Origin of the sequence: Paenibacillus sp. CH40, assembly GCF_024213605.1 — a bacterium.
GTDB classification, from domain to species: Bacteria; Bacillota; Bacilli; order Paenibacillales; family Paenibacillaceae; genus Paenibacillus; species Paenibacillus polymyxa_B.
In genome coordinates, this window is sequence record NZ_JANAVQ010000005.1 from 82,324 (window position 1) to 105,469 (window position 23,146).

Here is a 23,146-nt window from a genome sequence, read left to right on the forward strand (position 1 = left end):
GCTTCCCTTAGCCTTTGGGCTGAGGGAAGCTTTTTTATGTTTTTTCTACGTTTTCTTACAAAATTGTCATCTTAGAATTCATCGTTTATTGTTTTAGATATGGTAGGATCAGGGAATATGAAACCTATTGGAAGGAGTAATGCAGCTAATATGGACAGAAGAAGTTTAGATAAAAAGTTTTCATTCAAAAAGAAAAATCAAGAAGAGGATGAAGAGTCACGAAAAAAACGGACGGTTTTACGAACCAACCTACTGTTTTTTAGTGCTTTTGTGCTGTTTGCCCTGATCATTACCAGACTAGCTGTATTGCAGTTTGTACAATCGGAGGAGCTGAAGGGCCAGCAGCAATCCGTAAATACGAAAAATGTCCCGTTAGCCCCGAGTCGCGGCACGATTTATGATTCTACAGGTACGGTTAAGCTGGCGTATTCGACTTCAGTACAGTCCTTGTATGTAACTTTATCTAAGGATTATAGCAAGCGTACGGAGAAAGACCGCAAACCAGGGGAAAAGCTGCTCCCTGAGCTTAATGCTTTTGCTACCAAGCTTGCTGCCAAATTAAACGAACTGGGGCGTACCGAAGGAGAGCAGCTCAATGCAGAGGAAATAAAAAAGCGACTGGATCCGGATTATAATCAATATAGGGGGTTTACCCCACGTTTGGTCAAATCCGACCTGAGTCAGGAGGAAATCGCTTATTTTCTGGAGCATCGGACAGAGTTTCCTGGCGTGGAGGTAGTAGAAGAAAGTGTCCGCCATTATGACCCGGATCGGGTAGCGGTCCAAGCGATTGGATATATGTACAAGTTCAAAGGAGCCCGTGCGAACCGAACCAAATATAAAGAGCTGTACCAAGCTAATTCGGAGGTTCTAAGACCAGAACAGGTTTACCTGGAAAGTGAAACGGTTGGATATGATGGCTTGGAGCTTCAGTACCAGGACGAGCTGAGAGGAAAAAATGGATATAAAACAGTAGAGGTCAATCCGCGCAGCATGCCAGAGGGCATTGAATCCATTACTCCTCCTGAAAAAGGACATCATTTATATTCCACCATCAACAAGGAAATTCAGCAGAAAACCGAACAGGCCATTATGGATCAGCTTCGCTGGCTTCATACTCATGCCGTATCGGGGAAGCTTCATCAAGACGCTACCACTGGCTTCGCTGTAGCGATGGAGGTAGAGACTGGAAATATCGTGGCAATGGCCAGTATGCCGGATTATGACTCTAATGTATGGAAAAGTGGAAGTACCTCGCCTTCGGTATATGACGAAATTCAGCATAAAATGGGAAATGGAACAATTAAATCCGTGCCTAGCGGAAAAGCGGGTCCACATCCAGAATCCTCAGTGCTTTTGGGTTCAACCATTAAACCGCTAACCGTGCTGATCGGGTTGAAGGAAAACCTGTTTTCTCCCGGACAAACTTATCTGGATACGGGAAGTGCGTACTACGGCAAAAATCGCTCCAGCCGGGTTGGGAATTCTAGCGGACATGTGTATGGTTCTTTGACACCTAGCAGGGCGATTGAGGTCTCGTCGAATACGTTTATGGTAGATATGATCGGCAAGCCAATGTATGACAAATACGGAAGTAATGCAGGGGTGCATCAGGGAATTGATGTATGGGACAAGTATATGAAGGCATTTGGATTAGGCGTACCAACTGAAGTAGATTTGCCGGGCGAGTGGGCAGGCAGACTTGAGTATATGAGCAAGCATGAAAGTGCGCTGACACGTTTGGTACAGGCATCCTTTGGTCAGCAGGGAAAATATACAGCGATGCAGTTAGCCCAGTATACAACTGTGCTGGCAACAAAGGGCAAGCGTATGCAGCCTCATTTGGTCAGCAAAATTGTAGATGATCAGGGGAATCTCGTACGTGAGTTTAAGCCGCAGGTGCTGAATGAGGTCGCCTTTTCAGATACGTACTGGAATACAGTGATTCGGGGTATGGCTACGGATGTTAAAGCCTTTAACGGATTTCCTTATGATTATGCCCGCAAAACGGGAACTTCTCAGCAGGTGGTGGGGCGTACGGTTAAAGATAATGGGGTGTTCATCGCTTTTGCTCCACGTCAAAATCCGAAGCTGGCGGTAGCGGTCATCATTCCTGAAGGGGGCTTTGGTGCGACGAGCGCGGGACCGGTTGCGCGTAAAATATTTGATGCGTATGACGAAGTTTACGGGCTAGATGGTACTCCTAAAAAGCCTCTAGCAGCAAAGTGAGGACTTGAATACTTTTGTGGGCTTCTCTTTTTCATGGTAAAATGTCGTTGGACATAAGGGACATACAGGAGGAAGAGAGACTATGGGAGAAAACCAATATAAATACAAACTGCTTGCGCTCGACATGGACGGAACTTTACTGAATGATAATCATGAAATTTCCTTGGAAACGATTAACTGGATTAACAAGGCGATTCAGGAAGGGATTCATGTATGCTTGTCCACCGGACGTGCAGCCATGCATGCTCTGCCCTACGGTCAGCAACTCGGCCTGGAGACGCCAATGGTAACCGTAAACGGCAGTGAGGTGTGGAAATCACCCCACGAGTTGTGGCGCCGTTATTTACTTGATAAGGAGCTCGTTCGCAAGATGCACCAGATTGCTGTAGAAACAGGCTCCTGGTTCTGGGCGTACTCAACAGAGGAATTATATAACAGGGATCGTTGGCCGGATACATTGGACACACAGGAGTGGCTCAAATTCGGTTATAATACGGAAAATGACGAAATTCGCCACCAAATTTTGCTTAAGCTTCAGGACATGGGTGGACTTGAAATTTCCAATTCTTCGATGACAAATTTGGAAATTAACCCGGCTGGTATATCCAAAGCCAGTGGAATCGCTGAAGTGTGCGACCTGCTTGGCATTACCTTGGAGCAGGTGGTTGCCGTTGGCGACAGTCTGAATGACCTGGCTGTGATTCAAGCGGTTGGACTGGGTGTAGCAATGGGGAATGCTCAGGATACGGTTAAAGAAGCCGCTGATGTGGTCGTGGCTTCGAACAATGACGACGGCATTGTAGAAGTGATCCGTGATTATGTGCTTGTGTAATGCAACGAATGATGCAGCAAGCAGGATGAATGAACGAGAAGGAGGAGGCCCATGGACGTTGTAGGCTGGATTGTTGTCATTGTGCTGTTCATTGTGGGCATGGCTGGGGCGGTATATCCCGTATTGCCGGGGGCGCTCGCCATCTATTTTGCATTTTTTGTATACGGCTGGTTTTTCTCGTTTGCTCCATACAATGCATTGTTTTGGATTATACAAACACTAATCGTTGTTGCCCTTTTTGTTGCAGATTATGCTGTGAATGCCTGGGGAGTCAAGCGATTTGGCGGCTCGCGTCTGTCGGCGATCCTCAGCACTGTCGGGATTATTATTGGTCCCTTCGTTATTCCGGCATTTGGTCTGATATTGGGGCCATTTATCGGCGCTGTGCTGGGTGAGCTAATTGGCAAAGCCCCGCTGGACCGAGCTATTAAAGTGGGCTTTGGCTCTGTATTAGGCCTTTTTACCAGCACCGTGATGAAAGTGATTTTGCAGCTTGCCATGATTATTGTATTCTTGATTTGGGTGTTATGACCCGAAATTCGTTTTCGTTTATTATGATTTGCAGAGACAGAATCGACATGCGGCTCCGCACCGGTGATGGCTCAGGCCATGACTGTTTGTGCGGGGTTTTTGCATGCGTGTGAACAGCAAGAAAGAAGGGAACGCATTTTGTCCAATAAAGAAACATTCCTTAAAGGTACGCTTATTTTAGCCGCTGCTGCCTTGGTGGCCAGAGTGCTTGGTCTGGTACAGCGTGTTCCATTGGAGCATCTGCTTGGTTCCGTTGGGAACGCCTCGTTTACCATTGCGAACAACGCTTATTTGATGCTGCTCACAGTGGCTACGGCCGGTATTCCAAGTACATTGAGCAAAATGGTTTCAGAACGTTATGCACTGGATCGGCCTTCGGAAGCGCGACGTGTGTATCGTGCGGCTTTGATATTCGCGGCCGCGGCAGGCATTATCATTACAGCGCTACTGTATTTTGGAGCACCTTACTTTGCCGAGCATGTAGCAGGGGTTCCGCAATCCGCTTTGGCCATTCAGGCTTTGGCACCAGCATTACTGCTGTTCCCTGCCATTGCCATGATGCGTGGATACTTCCAAGGGCGCGGTAATATGACCGCAGGCGGTATTTCACAAATTGTGGAGCAGGTTGCACGTGTAGCGACTGCTATTGTACTCGCTTTTATTATTTTGAAGCTGGGTTATGGAGATCGCGAGGTTGCGGCCGGGGCCTCCTTTGGAGGTGTTATGGGAAGTCTTGGCGCTCTAGCGGTCATGTTGTACTACACGGTGAAATTGCGCCGCCAGGATCGACAGGATCGCCAAGATCAATTCCAAGAGGAAAGCTCCGCGCTACCGATGATGCGCATTTACAAAGATATTTTCAAGCTTTCCATTCCCATTGTATTGTCGTCTCTGACGGTTCCGGCGGTCAATTTTATTGATACGTCGATTGTGGTGAGACTGCTATCTGGTCAAGTGGGATTGGATCAGGCGACTACTCAGTTGGGTTATCTAGGCTCTCGGGCACAGAGTGTGGCGGGAATTCCGCCGATTTTGGCCATTGCGCTCAGCCAATCGCTCATTCCGATCATTTCAGCGGCATTTGCCCGTAAGGATGAGCAGCATTTACAAAATCAGATGACGCTGGCCTTGCGTATCTCTATTTTGACTGGAATGCCAATTGTGCTGGCTTTATGTGTAACCGCCTATTCTATTAATGGTTTACTGTTTAGCTCGCTTGGAGGCAGCGGTATTATCGCTGTTCTGACACTCGGAACGATATTCCAGATTACGATGATGACTTCTAATTCGATATTGATCGGTATGGGCAAGCCACGTATTTCAATGGTTAATGTCATGGTCGGTATCGTCGTCAAGTTTGCAGCGAGCTGGCTGCTGGCTGGTTGGCTTGGGATTTACGGGATCATTGCCGCAACCGGATTATGTTTCCTCGTGATCACGTTGCTGAATTTACGTGTGCTTAAAGGGATCGTCTCCTTTTCCATCATGGGCCGTCGCTGGGCAGGGTTCTTAACCGCAGTCGTCGTCTCGGGAGCTATCGGATACGGTGTAAATGAAGCCTGTATTCTGCTGGTGCATCTGATGCCTGCGCGTGTGGCCTTCTTGATCGCGTGCTGTATTGCCGGGGCAGCTGTACTGGTATGCTACTTGTTGTTGCTGGTTGTACTGCGCGTATTGCGCAGGGACGAGCTGGGCAACTACCCACGTATGTTGCAAAAGGTACTGCGTCCGTTAATGCGCCTACAGCGTGAATCCACAAGACAACAAGGCTAAAAGAGTCCTCCAGTCTATCAGTGGAAAGGTTGCAAGCTGTTATGGGCAACGTGGGCCATTGCTGTTTTTTGGATGCCGTGGCGATGCTCATGGCGCATGGCAAATAACAGCGGTCGCCTTGGTTCGCTGAGATGCCCAAGTGTGGAGCCGTCCTGAAACCAGTCATAACGGGGGATTGGATCATAAGCTGTATCGGACCAGACGGCGTTCAGCTCCGGGCTGTACAGACGTTGTCCTGGCGGTAGCCATTCATGTGCTAAAAGCGTTGCACTTTCATCTGGAGAGTGCAGCGCTTTTTGTTCATTCGGGGTGAACAATCCGGGCCAATAGTCGCTGCGTGAACCCGTATGCGGCACACTGTTAGCGAATGCTGATACCTGGTCCAGCACCTGCTGATGGCCGAAGAGCATAGCATAGAGACTTTTGCCAAAGCCGATCCGCTCGTCCAAATGGCCGAAACGCTCCATCACTAGTCCAGCAAGTCCACCGTTCAGCCCAAGTGGAAATATAACCTGATTAAGCTGGAGCCAGTCATGCAAATAAAAGCCCGGCTTGTGTGTCACGAATTTTTGAAAATACGGATCTTTTACCACACGTCCTTCAATATAGTTTTGTTCATTAATGATGAGCGCAACAGTCAACAGAGAGCTATCCCGCCAAGCCCAGAAGCGTTCCCAAAAGGGCTTCATGAATGGCGAAACGTGAAAATAAGGCAACAAATGAAAGCAACTCCGACCCAAATGACGGCTGTGCATGTAAAGTTGCAACTGCGGATAAGCGTCTTGAAAAATAAGGGCATTACAGCGCTCCAGTAGCCGATACAGCCATTCCTTTTCCTGTTCGCCAAACAGGTTGCCAATCAGTCCCCCTTTCAGATCGGTCATATTATAGCCGCCATTACGAGAAACCAGGTGGGCCAGTAATGCCCAGTGTAACTCCGGGTAGCCACGATAGCATTCAAGGTAAGCGGCCGTGCGGGTGACGTTGCTGCGATTCTCCTGTGCTGTATCATTTTTGATCCGCTCCAGCAGCTCACAGTCTGTTTCGCATAAGGGCATATTCAGAGAAGATGGACGCGTAGCGGGTCCGTTCACCAGCATTAATGCTTCAGCTTCATTCATAGCGGCCTGTGCTGTATGATAATCCCACGCTAGTTCACGCAAGGGGTAGCGTAATTTGCGGGATTCGGTCCAAGCCGCCCGTTTGCCCTCCCAAGCTTCTTCAGCAACACGGGGAACGGAACCCAGTAGCTTTAGCCCTCCTTGAACCTGTCGAGATGCTGTATGGAGCCATTCGGTAAGAGACATGACTAAATAACCTCCTTTCCAATTGCAAGCATCCCCGTATCCTGCCAAGTATGTTGGGTATGCTGTTAGGATGTCGTCGCTTATGTGGATTTTAAGTATATCTTTAGTATGCCTCAATGAGAGGGCTTCCAATCGGCATGTGAGCAGAATGGGGGAGTGTGCAAAAGCTTCACTTGGCGTTACAATAGAAATTGCAATCTCTTTAGCATAAAAGAATTTAAGGAGGAATCATCCATGCAAAAAATCGTCTCTCATGAAGACTTTAATAAGGCAATATCTACTCCCGGCGTAACGGTGGCTGTATTTAAGGCGGACTGGTGTGGGGATTGTCATTTTATTGATCCGTTCATGCCTGATGTGGAACAACAATATGCAGATAAGCTTACATTAATTGAGATTGATGTAGAACAGGCCGAAAGCGTCAGTCAAGAGCAGAATGTATTGGGGATTCCTAGCTTTATCGCTTACAGTGAAGGGCGAGAACTGGTGCGTTTGGTGAACAGACTGCGCAAATCCCGCGAGGAGATTGAGCAATTTTTGGATCGGGCTGTTGAAGTCCATGCGAGCTTGGCAAAATAATGAATGCTGTGCATGCATGAAGGTTGCAAAGTGAATTTTAAACATCAAGACATTCAGAAAGCCGCTTCCTTCTAAGGGGGCGGCTTTCTCACGGACACGTTCACATTTTGTCAACAAAGCTCGTATGTCAAGGAACGATATATCAGTTATAATTACTTTAAGTGATCATTTCACAACATATAAAGTGAATAAATATTATATTTGGAAGGATACGGGTGAATTTGAATAACAAAATTAGAATATTAAAATGGCTGGCACTCGTAACATGTATTGTCATGTTTTTGGCTACCTTCGGTGGAGGTGTCGTGACACGGACGGATTCAGGTCTTGGCTGTGGCCGGGAATTCCCGCTTTGCAATGGCAAGCTGGTTCCGGCACATACGATCGCATCCCTTATTGAGTTCTCACATCGCTCGGTCAGTGCCATGGCCGGAATTCTTTCTATCGCCTCATTTGTCGGCTTTTTGCTGTTTATGAAGCATCGGAAGGATTTACAGCTATTCTCGCTGCTCACGCTCTTGTTTGTCATCATACAAGGTGCCATGGGGGCGTTGGCTGTAATTTTCTCCCAATCGGCTGCTGTCATGGGACTGCATTTTGGCTTTGCGCTTATCGCCTTTGCCAGTGCAACTATGATGACGCTGGGGGCCTGGCAGGAGCACGCGGACTCACGCCACACTCCGCGTCTGATTCCTGGGCGTGTCAGTCGGGGCTATCGCAACTTTATATGGCTATCGACGATCTATACCTATATTGCTGTCTATTCAGGGGCGTTGCTTAGTCACTCGGTCATCCAGAAGGTTGTAAATATTGGGGGCTTCATATCTCCACTGCTGCTACATCAGATTTCAGCCGGTCTGCTGTTCGTCATTATCTTGGCTGTGGGTCACTACTCATACCGTTATCACCCGAATCACCGAGATATCCGTATATTGGGTGTCGTATCGGTCTTGTTAATTTTGCTTCAAGTGGTGATTGGAATTATCTTGTTGTACGTCAACAGACCTGAAATCTACATGTTTATCGTGCTGGGACATATGCTGGTGATTGCATCGTTGTTCTCCATTTTGGCTTATCTGAGCTATCGTGTATGGCAATTGTCACCGGACCGCAAGCTTGTTCCGACCCAAGCACAACGTACCTAAGCATTTCATAGATCATAGTGAAGCGGATTTTTGCCCAAGAGGCGTTTAAACACGTATAATAGCATATAAGAAACAAACCAGGCCCACGAGTTTCTCGAGGGCTTGATTTGCTTAGGAGGAGTCGTCCAGTTGATCTACCAGAATTTGCGCCAATTTATTGAAGCGCTGCGTAAAGAAAATCATCTTAAAATTATAGAGGCACCTGTCGATCCTTACTTGGAGCTGGCTGAGATTCATCGAAGAGTCATTGAGGAAGAAGGGCCGGCACTGCTGTTCACGAATGTAAAAGGAACCCCGTTTCCTGTAGCCAGTAATCTGTTTGGCACGAATCGCCGTGTAGATATGGCTTTTGGCCCGCGACCTGAGCAACTGATGGATGCGATTGTCGGAGCCACCAAAACATTGTTTCCACCTACACCCAAAGCATTGTGGAATGAACGTGGCCTGATTAAGGACATGCTAAAAGTAGGGCTAAAAACAGTATCTCACAGCGAGGCCCCTGTATTGGGGGTTCGCCGTACAGAGGCTCCGTTAGCGCCACTGCCTAAAGTGACCAGTTGGCATGAGGACGGGGGGCCGTTTATTACGCTTCCACTTGTGTATACCGAGAAGCCAGGTCAGTCCAAGGATCATAATCTGGGGATGTACCGCATTCAGATTTATGATGATCAGACGACGGGCATTCACTGGCAAATTCATAAAGGCGGCGGTTTTCATTACCATGAAGCGGAGCTGCGTAATGAGCCATTGCCTACGACGATTATCATTGGTGGCCCGCCTGCCCTGATTGCGTCCGCCATTGCTCCAGCACCGGAAAACTTGCCTGAGCTGCTGCTGGCTTCGCTTATTATGGGAGGCAAGCTGCCCATGACAGAAGACCCGCTTGGGGGTCACCGGATTCCAGCAGAAGCAGAATTTGCAATCAGCGGTTATGTGCCGCCTCATGAACGCCGTCCGGAAGGCCCGTTTGGTGATCATTTTGGATATTATTCATTACAGCATGATTTCCCTGTATTTCATGTCAAACATATGCATCACCGCAAGGATGCCATTTATCCGGCAACCATTGTAGGTAAGCCTCGGCAAGAAGACTACTATCTCGGTGAGTTTTTGCAACGTCTGCTGTCGCCTGCCTATCCGCTTGTGATGCCTTCCGTCAAGTCCCTGTGGGCGTATGCGGAAACGGGCGTACATGCGCTGGCAGCGGCAGTCGTACGTGAAAGCTACTCCCGTGAAGCGCTTGTATCCGGTTTTACTATTTTGGGTCAAGGTCAATTATCGTTGACCAAGTTCCTGATGCTGACGGATCGAGTAATTGATTTATCTGACTTTAACCTACTGCTGGAAACCATTCTGGAGCGATTTAATCCAGCAACGGATTTATTTATTTTCAATCACACGTCACACGATACGCTCGATTACACAGGCCGCAAGCTGAATCATGGTAGTAAGGCGATCCTGATGGGGATAGGTGAGCCTGTACGTGAATTGCCTCGTGCTTATGAGGGAGGCGATTTGCCGGGAATTCGTGAAATTAAGCCCTATTGCGGAGGATGCCTCGTCGTATCGGGTGCGTCCTTTGAGCAGGAGCCTGAGCTGGCGGCACGTGTTTTGGAGCGACTAGCAGCGGGTGAGCAAGAGTGGCCGCTCGTCTTCATTGTGGACGATGCCAAAGAAGTTGTTCGCTCTCAAGCCTCGTTCCTGTGGACGGTATTCACACGCTTTAACCCGGCTACGGATATGTACGCGGACAGCGAAGTGCGTTTGCATCATTTGAACTATAAGCTGCCGATTGTAGTGGATGCGCGTATGAAGCCGGGGTATCCGGATGAGGTGTTACCGCGTGAGGATATTGTTAAGCTTGTAGATCAACGATGGACGAGTTATTTCGCTTGACGCCCTAATGAAACCTACAGCCGGATTTTACATTTATAAGGAGGCGTAAGCATGATACGCAAGCTACTGGGTGAGCCGCCACGTGTGAACAAGGGCATCTTGCTGGATGCCATGAATAGCATGTCAGATATGTTGAACTTGCTGGAGCGGCAAATTCAGGCTGGTGGAGATCCGACCCACGATTTTCGGAAGGCGGATATTTTGACACGCGGTCTAATGTCATCTCTGGATGAACTGGAGCAGAGCCATCATGCTGCCGCCTTTTTCCGTATGAAAGTGAAAGCCGGATATGCTGAAGATATGAGCGAGGATGAAAAATCCGACTATGCATTGTATGTTTTCTTTTATAAAGATGGGTTTGTGAGGGTATTCTCCATTTTAGATAAGCTGGGCAACTGGCTAAATGATCTATGTGATTTAAAAACAGGGCAGTATAAAGCTCATTATTCGTATTTTACCGTGTTGCGGCAGCTCAAGTATCTCAAAATGCATCCTGTATTGACCGATAATTTAATTGATATCAAGGACACATACAACGATGCCATCAATCGGCTGCGTAAGCGTCGGAATACGGAGATACACTATATGAATACGGAAATGCAGGATGATCTCTGGCAACGACACCGAGCTTTGTATGGAAAAATCCAACTGGAGGACCTCGATCACCATTTGGAAGATTTGCAGCAGGGCTTGGAAATGGTGTGTCGATCGCTGTCAAACGCCTTTACTTATACTGCGAAACAATGGGAGAACCGGGCAGTACGCCCAAAAATATGATAGAAAATATCCTTTGACAAAGCTATGTAAACTATCTATACTGAAACCTAGTTTCAGAAAAATGCTTGAATTATATTTTTTTATATAAACTTAACGGACAGCTAAAGCTGGAGTTTAACATATTTTTCTTATCCAGAGAGGTGGAGGGACTGGCCCGATGAAGCCCGGCAACCCGTTCTTTCCCGGTGTAATACACTGGGAGGGAACATGATGGTGCTAATTCCTACAAAACCGCTAGAGTTATAGCGATTTTGGCAGATGAGAAAAGGTTCGCAAGGTGGGGCCCTTTTCATTCTGTGAAAGGGGCTCTTTTTTGTATAAATAAATAGCGATTTTATACAATCCTGAGAGATGACAACTGGTTAAAAGGGTAAGGAAGAAGTGAAGGGGGTCGCAGCACGTTGATAGAGCTTAAGCAGTTAACCAAGCATTATGGCAAAGGCAACCGACGCGTTAATGCGCTGTCTGGGTTGAATCTTTCTATAAAGCGTGGAGAAATATTCGGAGTGATTGGTCACTCCGGGGCGGGGAAAAGTACATTGATCCGCTGTATTAATTTATTGGAACGCCCTACTTCAGGTGAAGTATGGGTAGACGGGGTAAACCTCACCACTGTGAGTCAATCCCAGTTACAGAAGCAACGTCGAAAAATCGGAATGATTTTTCAGCATTTTAATTTGTTGTCTTCGGCGACGGTGTATGACAATATTGCATTTCCATTGCGGTTGGTAAACACTCCCAAGCAGAAGGTGGACATGAAGGTTCGTGAGCTGCTGGAACTGGTGGGTCTGGAAGAACACAGTGGAAAGTATCCGTCACAGCTCTCAGGTGGACAGAAACAGCGGGTAGGAATTGCAAGGGCGCTGGCTAGTGATCCTCATGTATTGCTGTGTGACGAAGCAACTTCTGCGCTTGATCCGCAGACGACGGGGTCTATCCTGAAATTGCTGCTGGATATTAATCAGCGCTTTAATTTAACCATCGTGCTGATTACACATGAAATGCATGTCATTCAAAGCATTTGTGATCGAGTTGGTGTCATTCATCAGGGCGACATCGTGGAGCAAGGTCCGGTAGCGGAAGTATTTTTGAAGCCGCAGCACCAGGTAACCAAGGACTTTATCCAACGGGAGTCAGAACATCCCGAGGAGCTGCAAGCAGCGATTGCGGCAGCAGGTGGCGGCGAGTCGGCGCAGGTGGTGCGTATCTCCTTCTTGGGCAGTAAAACATATGATGCGATTCTGTCGCGTACGGCTCGAAGTACTGGTGTTGATTTTGCGATCTTGCAGGGAACCATATCTACGATTAAAAATGTACCCTATGGACAGCTAATCGTTCGTTTTGAAGGAAATCATGAGGATATAGAGCATACGCTGCGCGAAGTGTCTGGGCAAGGACTTGATGTGGAGGTGATCGGACAATGAGCGAACTTGATTTTTCACAAGTGAGTTGGGAAGAGCTAGGGAATTCTACGCTGGAAACCCTTCAGATGCTCGGGGCATCCGCATTGTTCACCCTCGTTATTGGTTTGCCGCTTGGTATATTATTGTTTCTGGCGAGCCGCTCCTCGTTAACTCTGATGAAGGTGATATACATTGTATTATCATTCATCGTTAACATTTTGCGTTCCGTACCCTTTATCATTTTGATCGTTGCACTTATTCCTTTTACACGATCGCTGGTAGGTACCTCGACCGGGGTGTTGGGAACCATCCCACCATTGGTTATCGGGGCTGCCCCATTCTTCGCACGTCTTGTCGAAACGTCTCTGCGTGAAGTGGACAAGGGTGTCATTGAAGCCGCACAAGCGATGGGTGCCTCGACAGGACAAATTATCCGGCGTGTGCTGTTACGTGAGGCACTTCCGGGTCTGCTCGCTGCATTAACCATTACCGTCGTTACACTCGTATCCTACACGGCAATGTCCGGGATGATCGGGGGCGGTGGACTGGGTACACTGGCTATCAACTACGGCTATTATCGTTATGAAACGGCTGTCATGATCGTTGCGGTCGTGCTGATGGTTGTATTGGTACAATTGCTGCAAATGGCGGGAGATCGCCTCGTGCGGCATTATACTCGAAAATAGGGAAAACATATAGATATCCTTATTGATCAGGACGTCTGCTCCTGAATATTACAAATTATTGGAGGGGTAATAACATGAAGAAATGGGTATTGGCTGTACTAAGCTTGACATTAATTGCGGTGCTGGCGGCTTGCGGTACTAAGAGCACAACATCGGATACAAACAATGCGAACGAAAATACAGGCGGATCACCACGTGAAGTGGAGCTGAAAGTTGGAGCTTCTCCTGTGCCACATGCGGAAATTTTGGAAGCAATCAAGCCTCAGTTGGAAAAAGAAGGGGTTCGCCTCCAAGTCGTTCAGTTTAACGACTATGTACAGCCGAACGTTCAATTGTTTGACAAGCAGCTGGATGCTAACTTCTTTCAACATGTACCTTACTTGGATGTGATGAATAAAGAGCGCAAAATGGATTTGGTTTCTGTGGGCGCGGTTCACCTGGAGCCTTTCGGCATCTACTCCCAAAAATATAAAAAGCTTGATGAACTCCCAGATGGCGCAACTGTAGCCATTCCGAACGATGCGACAAACGGAGGCCGTGCTTTGCTGTTATTGGAGAAACAAGGTCTGATCAAGCTGAAAGACGCAAGCAACATTGAAGCTACGGTAAAAGATATTACTGAAAATAAGAAAAACCTGAAATTCAAGGAGCTGGAAGCGGCTATGCTGCCACGTCAGTTGCCTGAAGTGGATATTGCGTTGATCAACACGAACTACGCTTTGGAAGCGAAGCTGAACCCTACGAAGGATGCACTGGCACTGGAAGACAAGGATTCTCCTTATGCTAACGTTCTGGTAGCACGTCCTGATAATAAGGATTCTGAAGCGATTCAGAAGCTTCTTAAAGCTTTGCAATCTCCAGAAACTAAAAAATTCATTGAAGATAAATACCAAGGCGCAATTATCCCGGCATTTTAAGTAGGGAACGAGAACGCATTGCACGCAACCCCCAGATTCTCTTGAACAAGAGGACTGGGGGTTTCTTTTTGGATGGAGTTGTAGGGGAAGCTTAAATATTTTATACTTGGGGGTGACCGTTCTCTGTGAACAGGAGGAAAATTGTTGAGAGATAAAGTCGCATTCATAACGGGCAGTGCCAAAGGTTTAGGTAAAACGACCGCTCTGCGTCTGGCGGATGAAGGCTGTAATATTGCACTAAATTATGTGCATAGCCAAGCAGAAGCCGAAGCGCTTAAGCGGGTGATTGAGTCTAAGGGAGTACGCTGCCTGTCCTTACAAGGGGATATCTCTGTTCAGGAAGATATCACGAGGCTGATTGGTGAAGTACAGGATCGGCTAGGCGGAGTCGATATTATGGTGAACAATGCCGGACCGTTCATCCGGGAACGCCGTCTGTTTGCGGATTACAGTGTAGCTGAGATTCATGCCATGATACAAGGGAATCTGGTCGGTACCATGTTGCTGGATCATTTGGTATTGCCTCACATGCGTAGCCAGCAATGGGGACGTATTATTCATTTTGGCTTTGGTCATGCTGGAGAAGCAAGGGCTTGGCCTCATCGCGCCGTCTACGCAGCCGCTAAGGTGGGGCTGGTGTCTTTTACGAAGTCACTGGCTGTGGAGGAAGCTCCTAATGGCATTACGGTCAATATGATCTGTCCAGGGGATATTCGAGGAGCAAATAAGGAAATGTCAATTGCCGATGTCATCGGTATGCAGGATAAAGAGACACCGCGTGGACGTCCGGGGAGCGGAGAGGACATTGCGCGAGTGATCGCCTATTTGTGTGAGGAGCATTCGGATTTTATAACAGGTAATATTATGGATGTATCGGGAGGATTGGACCCCATTCGGCCAACCATATAAGCTTAAGTGATCCCTCAGACGCTGTAACACAAAAAAGAGTCTTGAGCTTCGTTACCGAAGTCAAGACTCTCATGATCATTATGCATCAAGCATTAGAATACTTGTACCACTTCTTGGACGCCGTCGACTTCTTCGAGAAGAGCACGTTCAATCCCTGCTTTCAGCGTGATCGTGGAACTTGGGCAACTGCCGCAAGCGCCTACCAGCTTCAGCTTAACGATGCCGTCTTCAACGTCAACCAGCTCAACGTCGCCACCATCGCGTTGCAGGAACGGACGGAGCTTATCCAGTACATCAGCTACTTCATCATACATTTGAACGCTTTGTGTTTCGCTCATTAGAATTCAACTCCTTTCCTATACCTTTATTATTATATTACAAAGCGGGCCAAATTAAAATGCCCGTCATCCAAAGCAGGTGAAAAAATGTTAAGACCTATTATTGAGTTTTGCACCAGTAATATGCATTGGGGTACCGATGAAATCATGTCCAAGCTGGAACAGAATCCAGATTATGATGTGATTGAATACGGCTGCCTAAGCAATTGCGGTCAGTGCAACGCCGAACCCTATGCGATGGTCAACGGCGAGATTGTATCCGCAGATTCAGCAGAGCTTCTGTACGAAGTGATTATGAACAAAATTAAGGAAGCTGAAGCATGGGATAACCTAGATTTGGATTGAAAGGCTCTGTTAGCCAGCTCCTTTTTGTAGAGAATATACATGATGCAAACACTCAAGAAACAAAGAAGACCTGCTCTGGGAGCGGGCCTTCTTTGTTTGTTTAGCATGTGATCAGCCAAAATGGCGTTTGGACTTCCAGAGCACACCGCTTTTAAGCAGGCGTGGTACTCGTCCACGCAATGAGGTACTGCCCATAAAGCCATAGCCGAACCCGGCCTTCTTGCCAAGTGCGCCTAATGTACCGCGCAGCTTTAAAGGATGCGGATGAGGCGTTTGACCTTTCCACAGGTCGCGTACAATGTGTGCGATCTGCTCCCCTTGCACTTCTGCCGCTTGAGCGCTTGGAGAGTAGGGAAGGCTCGCACAGTCTCCGACCACATACACCTCAGGATGGTCCGGTATTTGATAATATTCGTTGAGCACGATGCGGCCCTGAGGATCTTTAGGGACGGCTAAATCCTGCACGATTTTTACTGGCTGAATCCCCGCTGTCCATACCACTGCATCCGTTACAATTTGCTCGTCACGGTTATAAATAGCCCCCGGCTCAATACGGGAAACCGCAACGTGATTCAGGGCATTAACCTGATGCTCCTTGAACCAAGCATGTACGTAGGCAGACAAACGTTGCGGGAATGCCGACAGCACCCGCTCGCCCCGATCCATAATGGTAATATTCAAATCTGTACGGCTTTCACGTAACTCCGCAGCAATCTCAACACCGCTAAGACCGCCGCCTACAATATGGACATGTCCATATGGCTTGATTTCGTTCAAGCGCAGATAGGTTTGGCGGGTATGGTTAAACGACTGGATCGTACAGCTGTGTTCTTCAGCCCCCGGTGTATTGTGAAAGCGGTCGGTACAACCCAACGCAATGACAAGCTGGTCATAGGGCAAGGGTTCACCGTCTTGAAAATGGACCATTTTATTCTCCAGATCCATCGAGGTGACTTCTCCATATTTGCGAATAAGACGTTGTTCATCTGGAAAATGCACACGCAAATCAAAATCAGATACCGTACCTGCCGCGAGGGCATAGTATTCTGTTTTCAACCCCTGAAAGGGCATCCGATCCACTAAAATAACTTGAACATCGTCGGGAATGTGTTTATCCAGCAATTCTTTGGCAATGGTAAGGCCGCCATAGCCGCCCCCCAGAATAACGAAATTTTTCATCAAAATCCGCCTTCCTTTCGCTACCGTGTCCCCGGCAAATGGTCTGGTGTCTCGTTGATCTAACACAAGTTTTTGTTGTTATAAAACCCGAGAATCGGGCCTGCCTTTGGCAGACAGACCGGCGTATTCCGGGGCAGCTTGACGCTGCATAGTGTGAGTAATGGGGATGAAATGCTCGCGGGAAATCTGAATCCGATATTACATTTATTCGAAAACTTCGATTTCGTTATAGAAGGTGTCCCGTTCTACAGGTATGCGTCCTGCACCTTTGACCAGCCAGATCAGCTCTTTACGGGTCAATCCGGCAGGGGTCAACGCACCTGCGGCATGGCTGATTTGCTCACGCACAATCGTGCCATGGACGTCTGATGCGCCAAAGGTGAGAGCGACCTGCGTCAATTGCGGGCCAATATTAATGAAGTAAGCTTTGACATGGTCGATATTGTCCAGCATCAGGCGGCTGATCGCAATGGTTTTGAGATCCTCGTAAGCGGAGTTCCGGCGCATGATGTTGGCGTTTTTGCTTTTCGGCTGCATGGACAGTGGAATAAATACCATAAATCCGTTCGTTTCGTCCTGCAATTCACGAATTTGCAGCATATGTTCAATACGATCCTGATACGATTCGACCGAACCGTACAGCATGGTCGTATGAGTTTTCATGCCGAGATTGTGGGCCGTGCGATGTACTTCGAGATAGCGGTCCACGTTGGCTTTCGTGACACGCATCTTCTTCCGATATTCGTCGGACAAGATTTCCGCGCCACCGCCAGTCAGGGATTGAAGTCCAGCGTTTTGCAGTTCCTGAAGCACTTCTTTAATACTCAAGCCGCTTATGCGTGTGAAAAAGTCAATTTCCGCTGCTGTGTAAGCTTTCAATGTAACGTGGGGATACTTTTCATTCAGCGCCTTCAATGAGTCTACATAGTACTGGAAAGGCACATGATTATTATGACCACCGACGATATGGAATTCTCTTACTCCCGGATGGATGTGTTGCTCTACATAATCAATCATTTCCTGCCCGGACAACGTATAAGAGCCGTCCTCCCCCTGATCCTTGCGGAAATTGCAGAACGCGCAGCGCGCTTCGCATACATTGGTGAAGTACAGGCTCATGTTTTCAATAAAATAAACCTTTTTTCCGTTCTTGCGTAAATTAGCTTCGTTAGCCAACTGACCCAGTGTGAGAATGTCGTCAGTTTCATACAAATATATACCGTCTTCAAGGTTCAAACGAATACCGTTCTGTACCTTTTCTACAATTTCCGCCATTCTGCGGTCTGTAAAGGGTGTAACTAATGTGGACATGCCTATTCCTCCTTCAAGTTGCTCTGTGCGAGGCTGTCCGCCAAATCAGCGACACAAGCGCTTGGATGCGCACAGGATGTCCCGTTCCGTCGGTGAGAATCCGGCAGCGCGGATATACGATATGTGAAAAATGTTACAATGCCAGGCTACAATGACGGATGTCTCAAAACATCGCCTTTGAAATGACAAATTTCCGACAGTTTCTTTTACACACTCTTCACCTATTATAAACCTCACACCACCGGTGTTCAATACAAACGAATAGAAAAACAGGTCTTTAAGCCTGTAAGGGAAGGACATTCCATGACTTGAGCACCTGCAAATAGTGGAGTATACTGAAGGAGAACATGAAGTAAAAGAGGAGGATGGAGATATGATTAACATCACCGATTCCGCTGCTGAGCGTTTGAAAGATATGCTGTCGCAGCAGGAAACGCCGAATATGTTTTTGCGTCTGGGTGTTACGCCGGGTGGTTGCACGGGATTTTCGTATGCAATGGGCTTTGACGACAACGAGACGGATCAGGATATATATATGAATGTACACGATATGAAGATTGTAGTGGAAAAAGAAAGCATTCGCTACCTGGACGGACTGGAAATCGACTTTGAAGAGTCTGGAATGTCAGGCGGCTTCACGATTCATAACCCGAATGCCGTAGCTACATGCGGCTGTGGTTCAAGCTTCCGTACGGCTACGGATGCCGGGAAACCGAACGAAGAGCCTTGTTAATTAAGGTTTTTCGAGTAGTGGTCTGAATTATAGAAGCCTAAATGTCAGGATGGTTCCCTAAAACATGTGTTTAGGTTGCGGATAACGGCCTTTGTAACGGGATTTTACTCGTTGCGGAGGTCGTTTTTGTGTTGTTTCTTCTGTCTAATATCATCATTTGCTTTTGAAATGCCGATATAACATGGAGTTTGGAGAACTATGTTCTACATAAATTTTACCGAAAGGAAGTGGAAAGAGATGTTAAGAAAGAAATGGCTTATCACCCTGTTGGTTGCGGTGGCACTGTTTTTTAGTCAATCCGCATTCGCGGCAAATACGTTTACTGATGTGAACGGGACAAAATATGAGTGGGCTGCTGAATCTATTCGTTCGATGGTCGACAAAGGTGTTGTCAAGGGCTATGCGGATGGCACCTTCAAGCCAGGCAAAACCATAACGAAAGCGGAATTTGTAAATATGTTTCACAAGCTTTTTCCAGAGATCAATCATTCGTCTGGAAAAGCTTCAGAATTTGTTGATGCGCGTAAGCACTGGGCGAATAAAGATTTTGCAGCATTATTCAATGGGGATTATGTTTGGGGCTTCACTGAAAGAGTAGGAGGCAAATATCCAAACTATCAATTCTATATCAATCCCGACAAACCGCTGACCCGCTGGGATGTTATGATGATTGCTTCCGTTCGGACGGATTATACGAATCAGACTCTTCATCCTGAGATCAGGGAAGTAATCTCTGCAGCTGCGCAGTATAAGGATATAAAAATTCGTCAGGCGAATTACAATGACAATTACTCGTTCAGCTATCCAGTAATATACATCGACACGACTCAAGAGGAGCCCTTTTATGAAGATTCCCAAACTCAAAAGGCAGAAGCATTCTACACCCTGACTAATATGGGCGTCCTTACCGCCAATGATGGATACCTTCACCCAAAAGCGCTAGTCACACGGGCTGAAGCGGTTACCATTTTACAGCGTTTGTACGAAGCCACAAAGCAATCGAAGTAATGATCAGACGAAAGTAAGAAAAGATCCAATTATAAATGAAGGCCACTATAGCGGTATAGTCGCGTACTATATTGCTAAGGAGGTCTTTTTGAATGTGTTTAATGATCATTATCACTACACTATATAAAACTAAAAATGCAAATAAGAGCACTGAGCTATTTATGTTTTGTTTTGTATATATTGGTTTTATAAAGCAATGGAGCAACTAATCAAAAGATCGAATATATAAATGGAACTTAAAAGTTACTTTAGTGCCACTCCGCAGACGGATGGTGCTTCCCATCGCCACCGCCCCCGGATTTCTTGAATAAAGATTGTGTTAGGGTAGAAATCCGGGGACAAAAGCGACCGCTTCGCTTGTACAGCACCATTCCGCCTACTCCGTTTTTCGTGTACATTTCCTAAGTTTAGCTAATGCAGACGAAAAGTACTTACAAAAATAGAACCGCTTTTATAGGCGATCCTTTTCAGAATTTTCAATTACTATGAGTTCAGATATATCATCAATTTCAAGTGCATCCGCGATTTTGATAAGTGTTTTTAGATTTATTTGCTCACGAATGTTCCGTGACATTTCTGATATAGCCGCCTGACGAACACCAGATAGTTCGGAAAGTTGAGTTTGCGTAAGTCTCCGCTGTGTCAAAACTTCGTTCAATTTAAGCCGAATCGTTCTCATATGTACACCATCCTCCAGCCCATTATATCCAATATACGAATATCCGTAAAATAGATGTTGACTTTATACTAAAAGTCGTATATATTATTACTCATAAACGTATATACGAATTTTAGTATAAAATTTATTTTCCCTTCAGTATTGTTTCTATTGATCACTCCGTACTTTGGTTCTAAAATAGAACGGTTTCGATACTTAATTTAAGCATCGATGAAAAATTTCCTATAACAATGATCTAGGGAGCGAAGGGGCGTGTCGTTTATGTTATCCAGATCATTCATACAGTAATCATGTTTACGCTGGATATCATTACATAATTAGATCAGTGCTATTAAAGGTAGGGGGAATTAATTATGACGGAATCGGTTGAATTGAATAGAGTTGTCATGGTATATGGACCTGATGATGATCCTCATATGTATGAATTATTTGAGGGAGTTCTGTATGATCGTAGCTATTTCTTTTATCTTGAACATGGGATACTGTGCCTGCGACATGTACGAAAGGTAGAACAACCGCATCATCCACATCTTTATGTGGATGGGGAAAGTGGGGGCCTCCAACTAGCGAACAATGTACAGCGTGAGATTATGGAGGTTGTTGCAGAACTGATCGAGCGTTTGCGTAGTAAGGATGGATTGGCGTTTTTACTGGATGAATTGCTATGGCTACATGGTCGAAGTCATGTTGAGCTTAACCTCGTAAAAAATAAAGGATGATATATTTCTATTGAAAACCAACAACCTGTAGCTACATTATGCTTCTTTTGAGAAAGAATCTGTTAATATGGTTGCTGTGTTCAGTGACGCTATTTATCAATCATTTCATTTTTCCATCAACATGATTTGTAACCTTCCCCCACGGAGTTGGCACTTAAGAATAAGAACACGAAAGAAAAGAGGCTAGGAACGTATGAGGGAGTGGGTTGAAAAGGCGCGGCTAGGGGATGCGGAAGCGTTCGGACAGCTGATGCTGCATTTTCGCGGGATGGCCTATGCGGTGTCCTATGACATGCTGAAGGATGTTCATCTTGCGGAAGATGCCGTGCAGGATGCGTTCATAGAGGCTTATCAGAATCTGGAGAAGCTACAGAACCCGTCCGCTTTTCCAGGCTGGTTCAAGACCATTGTCGTAAGACAATGCCAGCGGATGCTGCGGCGCAAGCATCATTCGATGCTTCCTCTGGATGAGGCTGTGCAGGTTTCCGGAGGAGTACCGGGTGTAGCAGAAATTGCGGAGCGTAGGGAGGAGAGCCAAGTTCTGCAACAATCGGTGAAGGCACTGTCTGCCAAGCTGCGCGTGCCTCTGCGATTGTTTTATTTTTACGGCTACTCTCTTCAGGAAATTTCCGATTATCTGGGCACTCCGGTCCCGACGCTTAAGAAGCGGCTGCACGATGCCCGCCGAAAGTTGAAAGGTACACTCCCGGTAGCCGACCTCGTTTCCGTGTTCAATCATTTGTATGAAGGAGGGCAAAACATGCTACATATTGTTAACGGTGATGTTGTAGGTGACATGTTGAAGCAGGGTGTTGTACAAGGTGACGTGCTTGTATGGAGAGAGGTATATCCGGCAGGACCGATATTTACAAATCCAGCGGGGGCTGAAGAACGGGTACTGCGGGCCCGGGTCCTGGAGGAAACGATGGGTATTCCGGCCAGCGAATATATTACGGGGTGTGAGGAACAAGAGCAGAAACTTCGTGAGTTTATTAAGTATGATGAAGTCGTGTTGTGGTTTGAGCATGACCTGTTTGATCAGAGCATGCTCGCCTATCTGCTCCACTGGTTCAAGAGACAGAAACTGGGCCACACGAAGCTGAGCCTGCTCTGTATTGGGGAGTTCCCGGGAATCGAACGGTTTCATGGTCTGGGACAGCTCACTCCGGCACAGCTTCAGACATTATCCGGGACCTGGCGAACTATTGGGCGGCAAGAAATGGAGCTCGGAAGCGAGCTTTGGCAGGCGTACGCTTCTCCTGATCCTACTCAAATGGCTAATCTGCTGGAAGACAAGAAGGCAGAATTGGCAGCATCCGGCTTGCCATTTGCCTATGAAGCTTTCACAGCGCATCTCAAGCGGTTGCCCTCGGAGTGGAATGGTCTTGGCATTGTGGAACAGACCACGCTTCAGGCCGTTCATAATGGAGTGAATACGCCATTGGAATTGTTTCGTCAGGTAACTGACGTCCTGCATGTGCTCGGCATGGGTGATCTCGAATACTGGAAATTTATTCGTGCTTTGGCTCAAGGCGAACATCCTTTGCTGATCATTGACGGGGATGAGGCCGGCTTGGATTTCAGACAAATTCCGGATTTTCTGAACCGAAAGGTAATTCTGACAGAGTTGGGTAATGAGGTACTGAATGGATCAGTGGACCGCATTGCAGTTCAAGGGATCGACGAGTGGTTTGGGGGGCTACATCTCCATGGACATGAGGTTTCTTGGCGATGGGATGATTTGGCTGGTGGATTGGTCCGACATTGAAGAAAGTATAGAAGCAGATTGTTTAAAGTGCGAAAGAGTTTTCCGTTTATGGAAAACTCCTTTTTATTTTTTAAGTACACCA

Annotated in this window: 22 protein-coding genes and 1 riboswitch; of the genes, 17 read left to right on the forward strand and 5 right to left on the reverse strand. The window is 46.9% G+C overall.

The window, feature by feature from the left end:
* The first annotated feature begins 150 nt into the window (after positions 1–150).
* From NLX73_RS16285 to NLX73_RS16300, 4 genes are all read left to right on the forward strand, one after another.
* Positions 151–2,229: a peptidoglycan D,D-transpeptidase FtsI family protein gene (locus tag NLX73_RS16285; protein WP_254326704.1), complete on the forward strand. Its 2,079-nt coding sequence runs from the start codon at positions 151–153 to the stop codon at positions 2,227–2,229.
* 82 nt (positions 2,230–2,311) lie between these two features.
* Positions 2,312–3,061 carry a Cof-type HAD-IIB family hydrolase gene (locus NLX73_RS16290; protein WP_061829851.1) on the forward strand — a complete coding sequence of 250 codons (750 nt, stop codon included), beginning with the start codon at positions 2,312–2,314 and terminating at the stop codon, positions 3,059–3,061.
* 51 nt (positions 3,062–3,112) lie between these two features.
* The gene (locus NLX73_RS16295) at positions 3,113–3,592 is read left to right on the forward strand and encodes a DUF456 domain-containing protein (RefSeq protein WP_061829850.1); all 480 of its coding nucleotides are present in this window, start codon (positions 3,113–3,115) and stop codon (positions 3,590–3,592) included.
* A 138-nt stretch (positions 3,593–3,730) separates the two neighbouring features.
* Complete coding sequence (locus NLX73_RS16300) at positions 3,731–5,365, forward strand: putative polysaccharide biosynthesis protein (RefSeq protein ID WP_103049982.1); 1,635 nt, start codon at positions 3,731–3,733, stop codon at positions 5,363–5,365.
* Positions 5,366–5,382: 17 nt separating this feature from the next.
* On the opposite strand, the gene NLX73_RS16305 is transcribed toward NLX73_RS16300, so the two are convergent.
* Complete coding sequence (locus tag NLX73_RS16305) at positions 5,383–6,672, reverse strand: DUF2515 family protein (RefSeq protein ID WP_254326705.1); 1,290 nt, start codon at positions 6,670–6,672, stop codon at positions 5,383–5,385.
* 234 nt (positions 6,673–6,906) lie between these two features.
* Here NLX73_RS16305 and NLX73_RS16310 point away from each other — a divergent pair, with 234 nt between their 5' ends.
* The 8 genes from NLX73_RS16310 (at position 6,907) to NLX73_RS16345 (ending at position 14,984) form a co-directional block, all read left to right on the forward strand.
* Positions 6,907–7,251 carry a thioredoxin family protein gene (locus NLX73_RS16310; RefSeq protein ID WP_025723593.1) on the forward strand — a complete coding sequence of 115 codons (345 nt, stop codon included), beginning with the start codon at positions 6,907–6,909 and terminating at the stop codon, positions 7,249–7,251.
* 215 nt (positions 7,252–7,466) lie between these two features.
* On the forward strand, positions 7,467–8,396 hold the full coding sequence (locus NLX73_RS16315) for a COX15/CtaA family protein (protein WP_165179076.1): 930 nt from the start codon (positions 7,467–7,469) through the stop codon (positions 8,394–8,396).
* A 129-nt stretch (positions 8,397–8,525) separates the two neighbouring features.
* The gene (locus tag NLX73_RS16320; protein ID WP_061829846.1) at positions 8,526–10,292 is read left to right on the forward strand and encodes a UbiD family decarboxylase; all 1,767 of its coding nucleotides are present in this window, start codon (positions 8,526–8,528) and stop codon (positions 10,290–10,292) included.
* 51 nt (positions 10,293–10,343) lie between these two features.
* Entirely contained in the window at positions 10,344–11,069 is a 726-nt protein-coding gene (locus NLX73_RS16325) for a Cthe_2314 family HEPN domain-containing protein (protein ID WP_061829845.1), read from the forward strand.
* 125 nt (positions 11,070–11,194) lie between these two features.
* A riboswitch (SAM riboswitch) is annotated at positions 11,195–11,334 on the forward strand.
* Between the two features lie 136 nt (positions 11,335–11,470).
* Positions 11,471–12,493: a methionine ABC transporter ATP-binding protein gene (locus NLX73_RS16330; protein WP_254326706.1), complete on the forward strand. Its 1,023-nt coding sequence runs from the start codon at positions 11,471–11,473 to the stop codon at positions 12,491–12,493.
* Positions 12,490–13,158: a methionine ABC transporter permease gene (locus tag NLX73_RS16335; protein WP_013311839.1), complete on the forward strand. Its 669-nt coding sequence runs from the start codon at positions 12,490–12,492 to the stop codon at positions 13,156–13,158. Before NLX73_RS16330 ends, NLX73_RS16335 begins: the two co-directional genes overlap by 4 nt.
* 74 nt (positions 13,159–13,232) lie before the next feature.
* The gene (locus tag NLX73_RS16340) at positions 13,233–14,075 is read left to right on the forward strand and encodes a MetQ/NlpA family ABC transporter substrate-binding protein (RefSeq protein WP_061829843.1); all 843 of its coding nucleotides are present in this window, start codon (positions 13,233–13,235) and stop codon (positions 14,073–14,075) included.
* 144 nt (positions 14,076–14,219) lie between these two features.
* Positions 14,220–14,984 carry an SDR family oxidoreductase gene (locus NLX73_RS16345; RefSeq protein ID WP_043882348.1) on the forward strand — a complete coding sequence of 255 codons (765 nt, stop codon included), beginning with the start codon at positions 14,220–14,222 and terminating at the stop codon, positions 14,982–14,984.
* A 92-nt stretch (positions 14,985–15,076) separates the two neighbouring features.
* Here the strand turns inward: NLX73_RS16345 and NLX73_RS16350 are convergent, their stop codons facing one another.
* Complete coding sequence (locus NLX73_RS16350) at positions 15,077–15,322, reverse strand: NifU family protein (RefSeq protein ID WP_013311836.1); 246 nt, start codon at positions 15,320–15,322, stop codon at positions 15,077–15,079.
* Positions 15,323–15,409: 87 nt separating this feature from the next.
* Here NLX73_RS16350 and NLX73_RS16355 point away from each other — a divergent pair, with 87 nt between their 5' ends.
* Positions 15,410–15,667 (forward strand): YuzB family protein, encoded by a 258-nt coding sequence (locus NLX73_RS16355; RefSeq protein WP_023990179.1) that lies wholly within the window; start codon positions 15,410–15,412, stop codon positions 15,665–15,667.
* Positions 15,668–15,778: 111 nt separating this feature from the next.
* On the opposite strand, the gene NLX73_RS16360 is transcribed toward NLX73_RS16355, so the two are convergent.
* Both NLX73_RS16360 and mqnE read right to left on the reverse strand, forming a co-directional pair.
* Positions 15,779–16,846, reverse strand: a complete 1,068-nt coding sequence (locus tag NLX73_RS16360) for an NAD(P)/FAD-dependent oxidoreductase (protein WP_076294236.1) — start codon at positions 16,844–16,846, stop codon at positions 15,779–15,781.
* Positions 16,847–17,050: 204 nt separating this feature from the next.
* The gene (mqnE, locus tag NLX73_RS16365) at positions 17,051–18,157 is read right to left on the reverse strand and encodes an aminofutalosine synthase MqnE (protein WP_254326707.1); all 1,107 of its coding nucleotides are present in this window, start codon (positions 18,155–18,157) and stop codon (positions 17,051–17,053) included.
* A gap of 373 nt (positions 18,158–18,530) precedes the next feature.
* Between mqnE and NLX73_RS16370 the strand changes: the two genes are divergently transcribed.
* Positions 18,531–18,890 (forward strand): HesB/IscA family protein, encoded by a 360-nt coding sequence (locus tag NLX73_RS16370; RefSeq protein WP_254326708.1) that lies wholly within the window; start codon positions 18,531–18,533, stop codon positions 18,888–18,890.
* A gap of 237 nt (positions 18,891–19,127) precedes the next feature.
* Positions 19,128–19,898, forward strand: coding sequence for an S-layer homology domain-containing protein (locus tag NLX73_RS16375; RefSeq protein WP_254326709.1), 771 nt, complete (start codon positions 19,128–19,130; stop codon positions 19,896–19,898).
* Positions 19,899–20,349: 451 nt separating this feature from the next.
* Here NLX73_RS16375 and NLX73_RS16380 read toward each other — a convergent pair whose 3' ends face one another.
* Positions 20,350–20,577 carry a helix-turn-helix domain-containing protein gene (locus NLX73_RS16380; protein ID WP_013311830.1) on the reverse strand — a complete coding sequence of 76 codons (228 nt, stop codon included), beginning with the start codon at positions 20,575–20,577 and terminating at the stop codon, positions 20,350–20,352.
* Between the two features lie 353 nt (positions 20,578–20,930).
* On the opposite strand from NLX73_RS16380, the gene NLX73_RS16385 reads away from it, so the two are divergent.
* Together NLX73_RS16385 and NLX73_RS16390 are read left to right on the forward strand one after the other, a co-directional pair.
* The gene (locus NLX73_RS16385; RefSeq protein ID WP_254326710.1) at positions 20,931–21,296 is read left to right on the forward strand and encodes a hypothetical protein; all 366 of its coding nucleotides are present in this window, start codon (positions 20,931–20,933) and stop codon (positions 21,294–21,296) included.
* A gap of 193 nt (positions 21,297–21,489) precedes the next feature.
* Complete coding sequence (locus tag NLX73_RS16390) at positions 21,490–23,064, forward strand: sigma-70 family RNA polymerase sigma factor (protein ID WP_254326711.1); 1,575 nt, start codon at positions 21,490–21,492, stop codon at positions 23,062–23,064.
* The last annotated feature ends 82 nt before the right edge of the window (positions 23,065–23,146 follow it).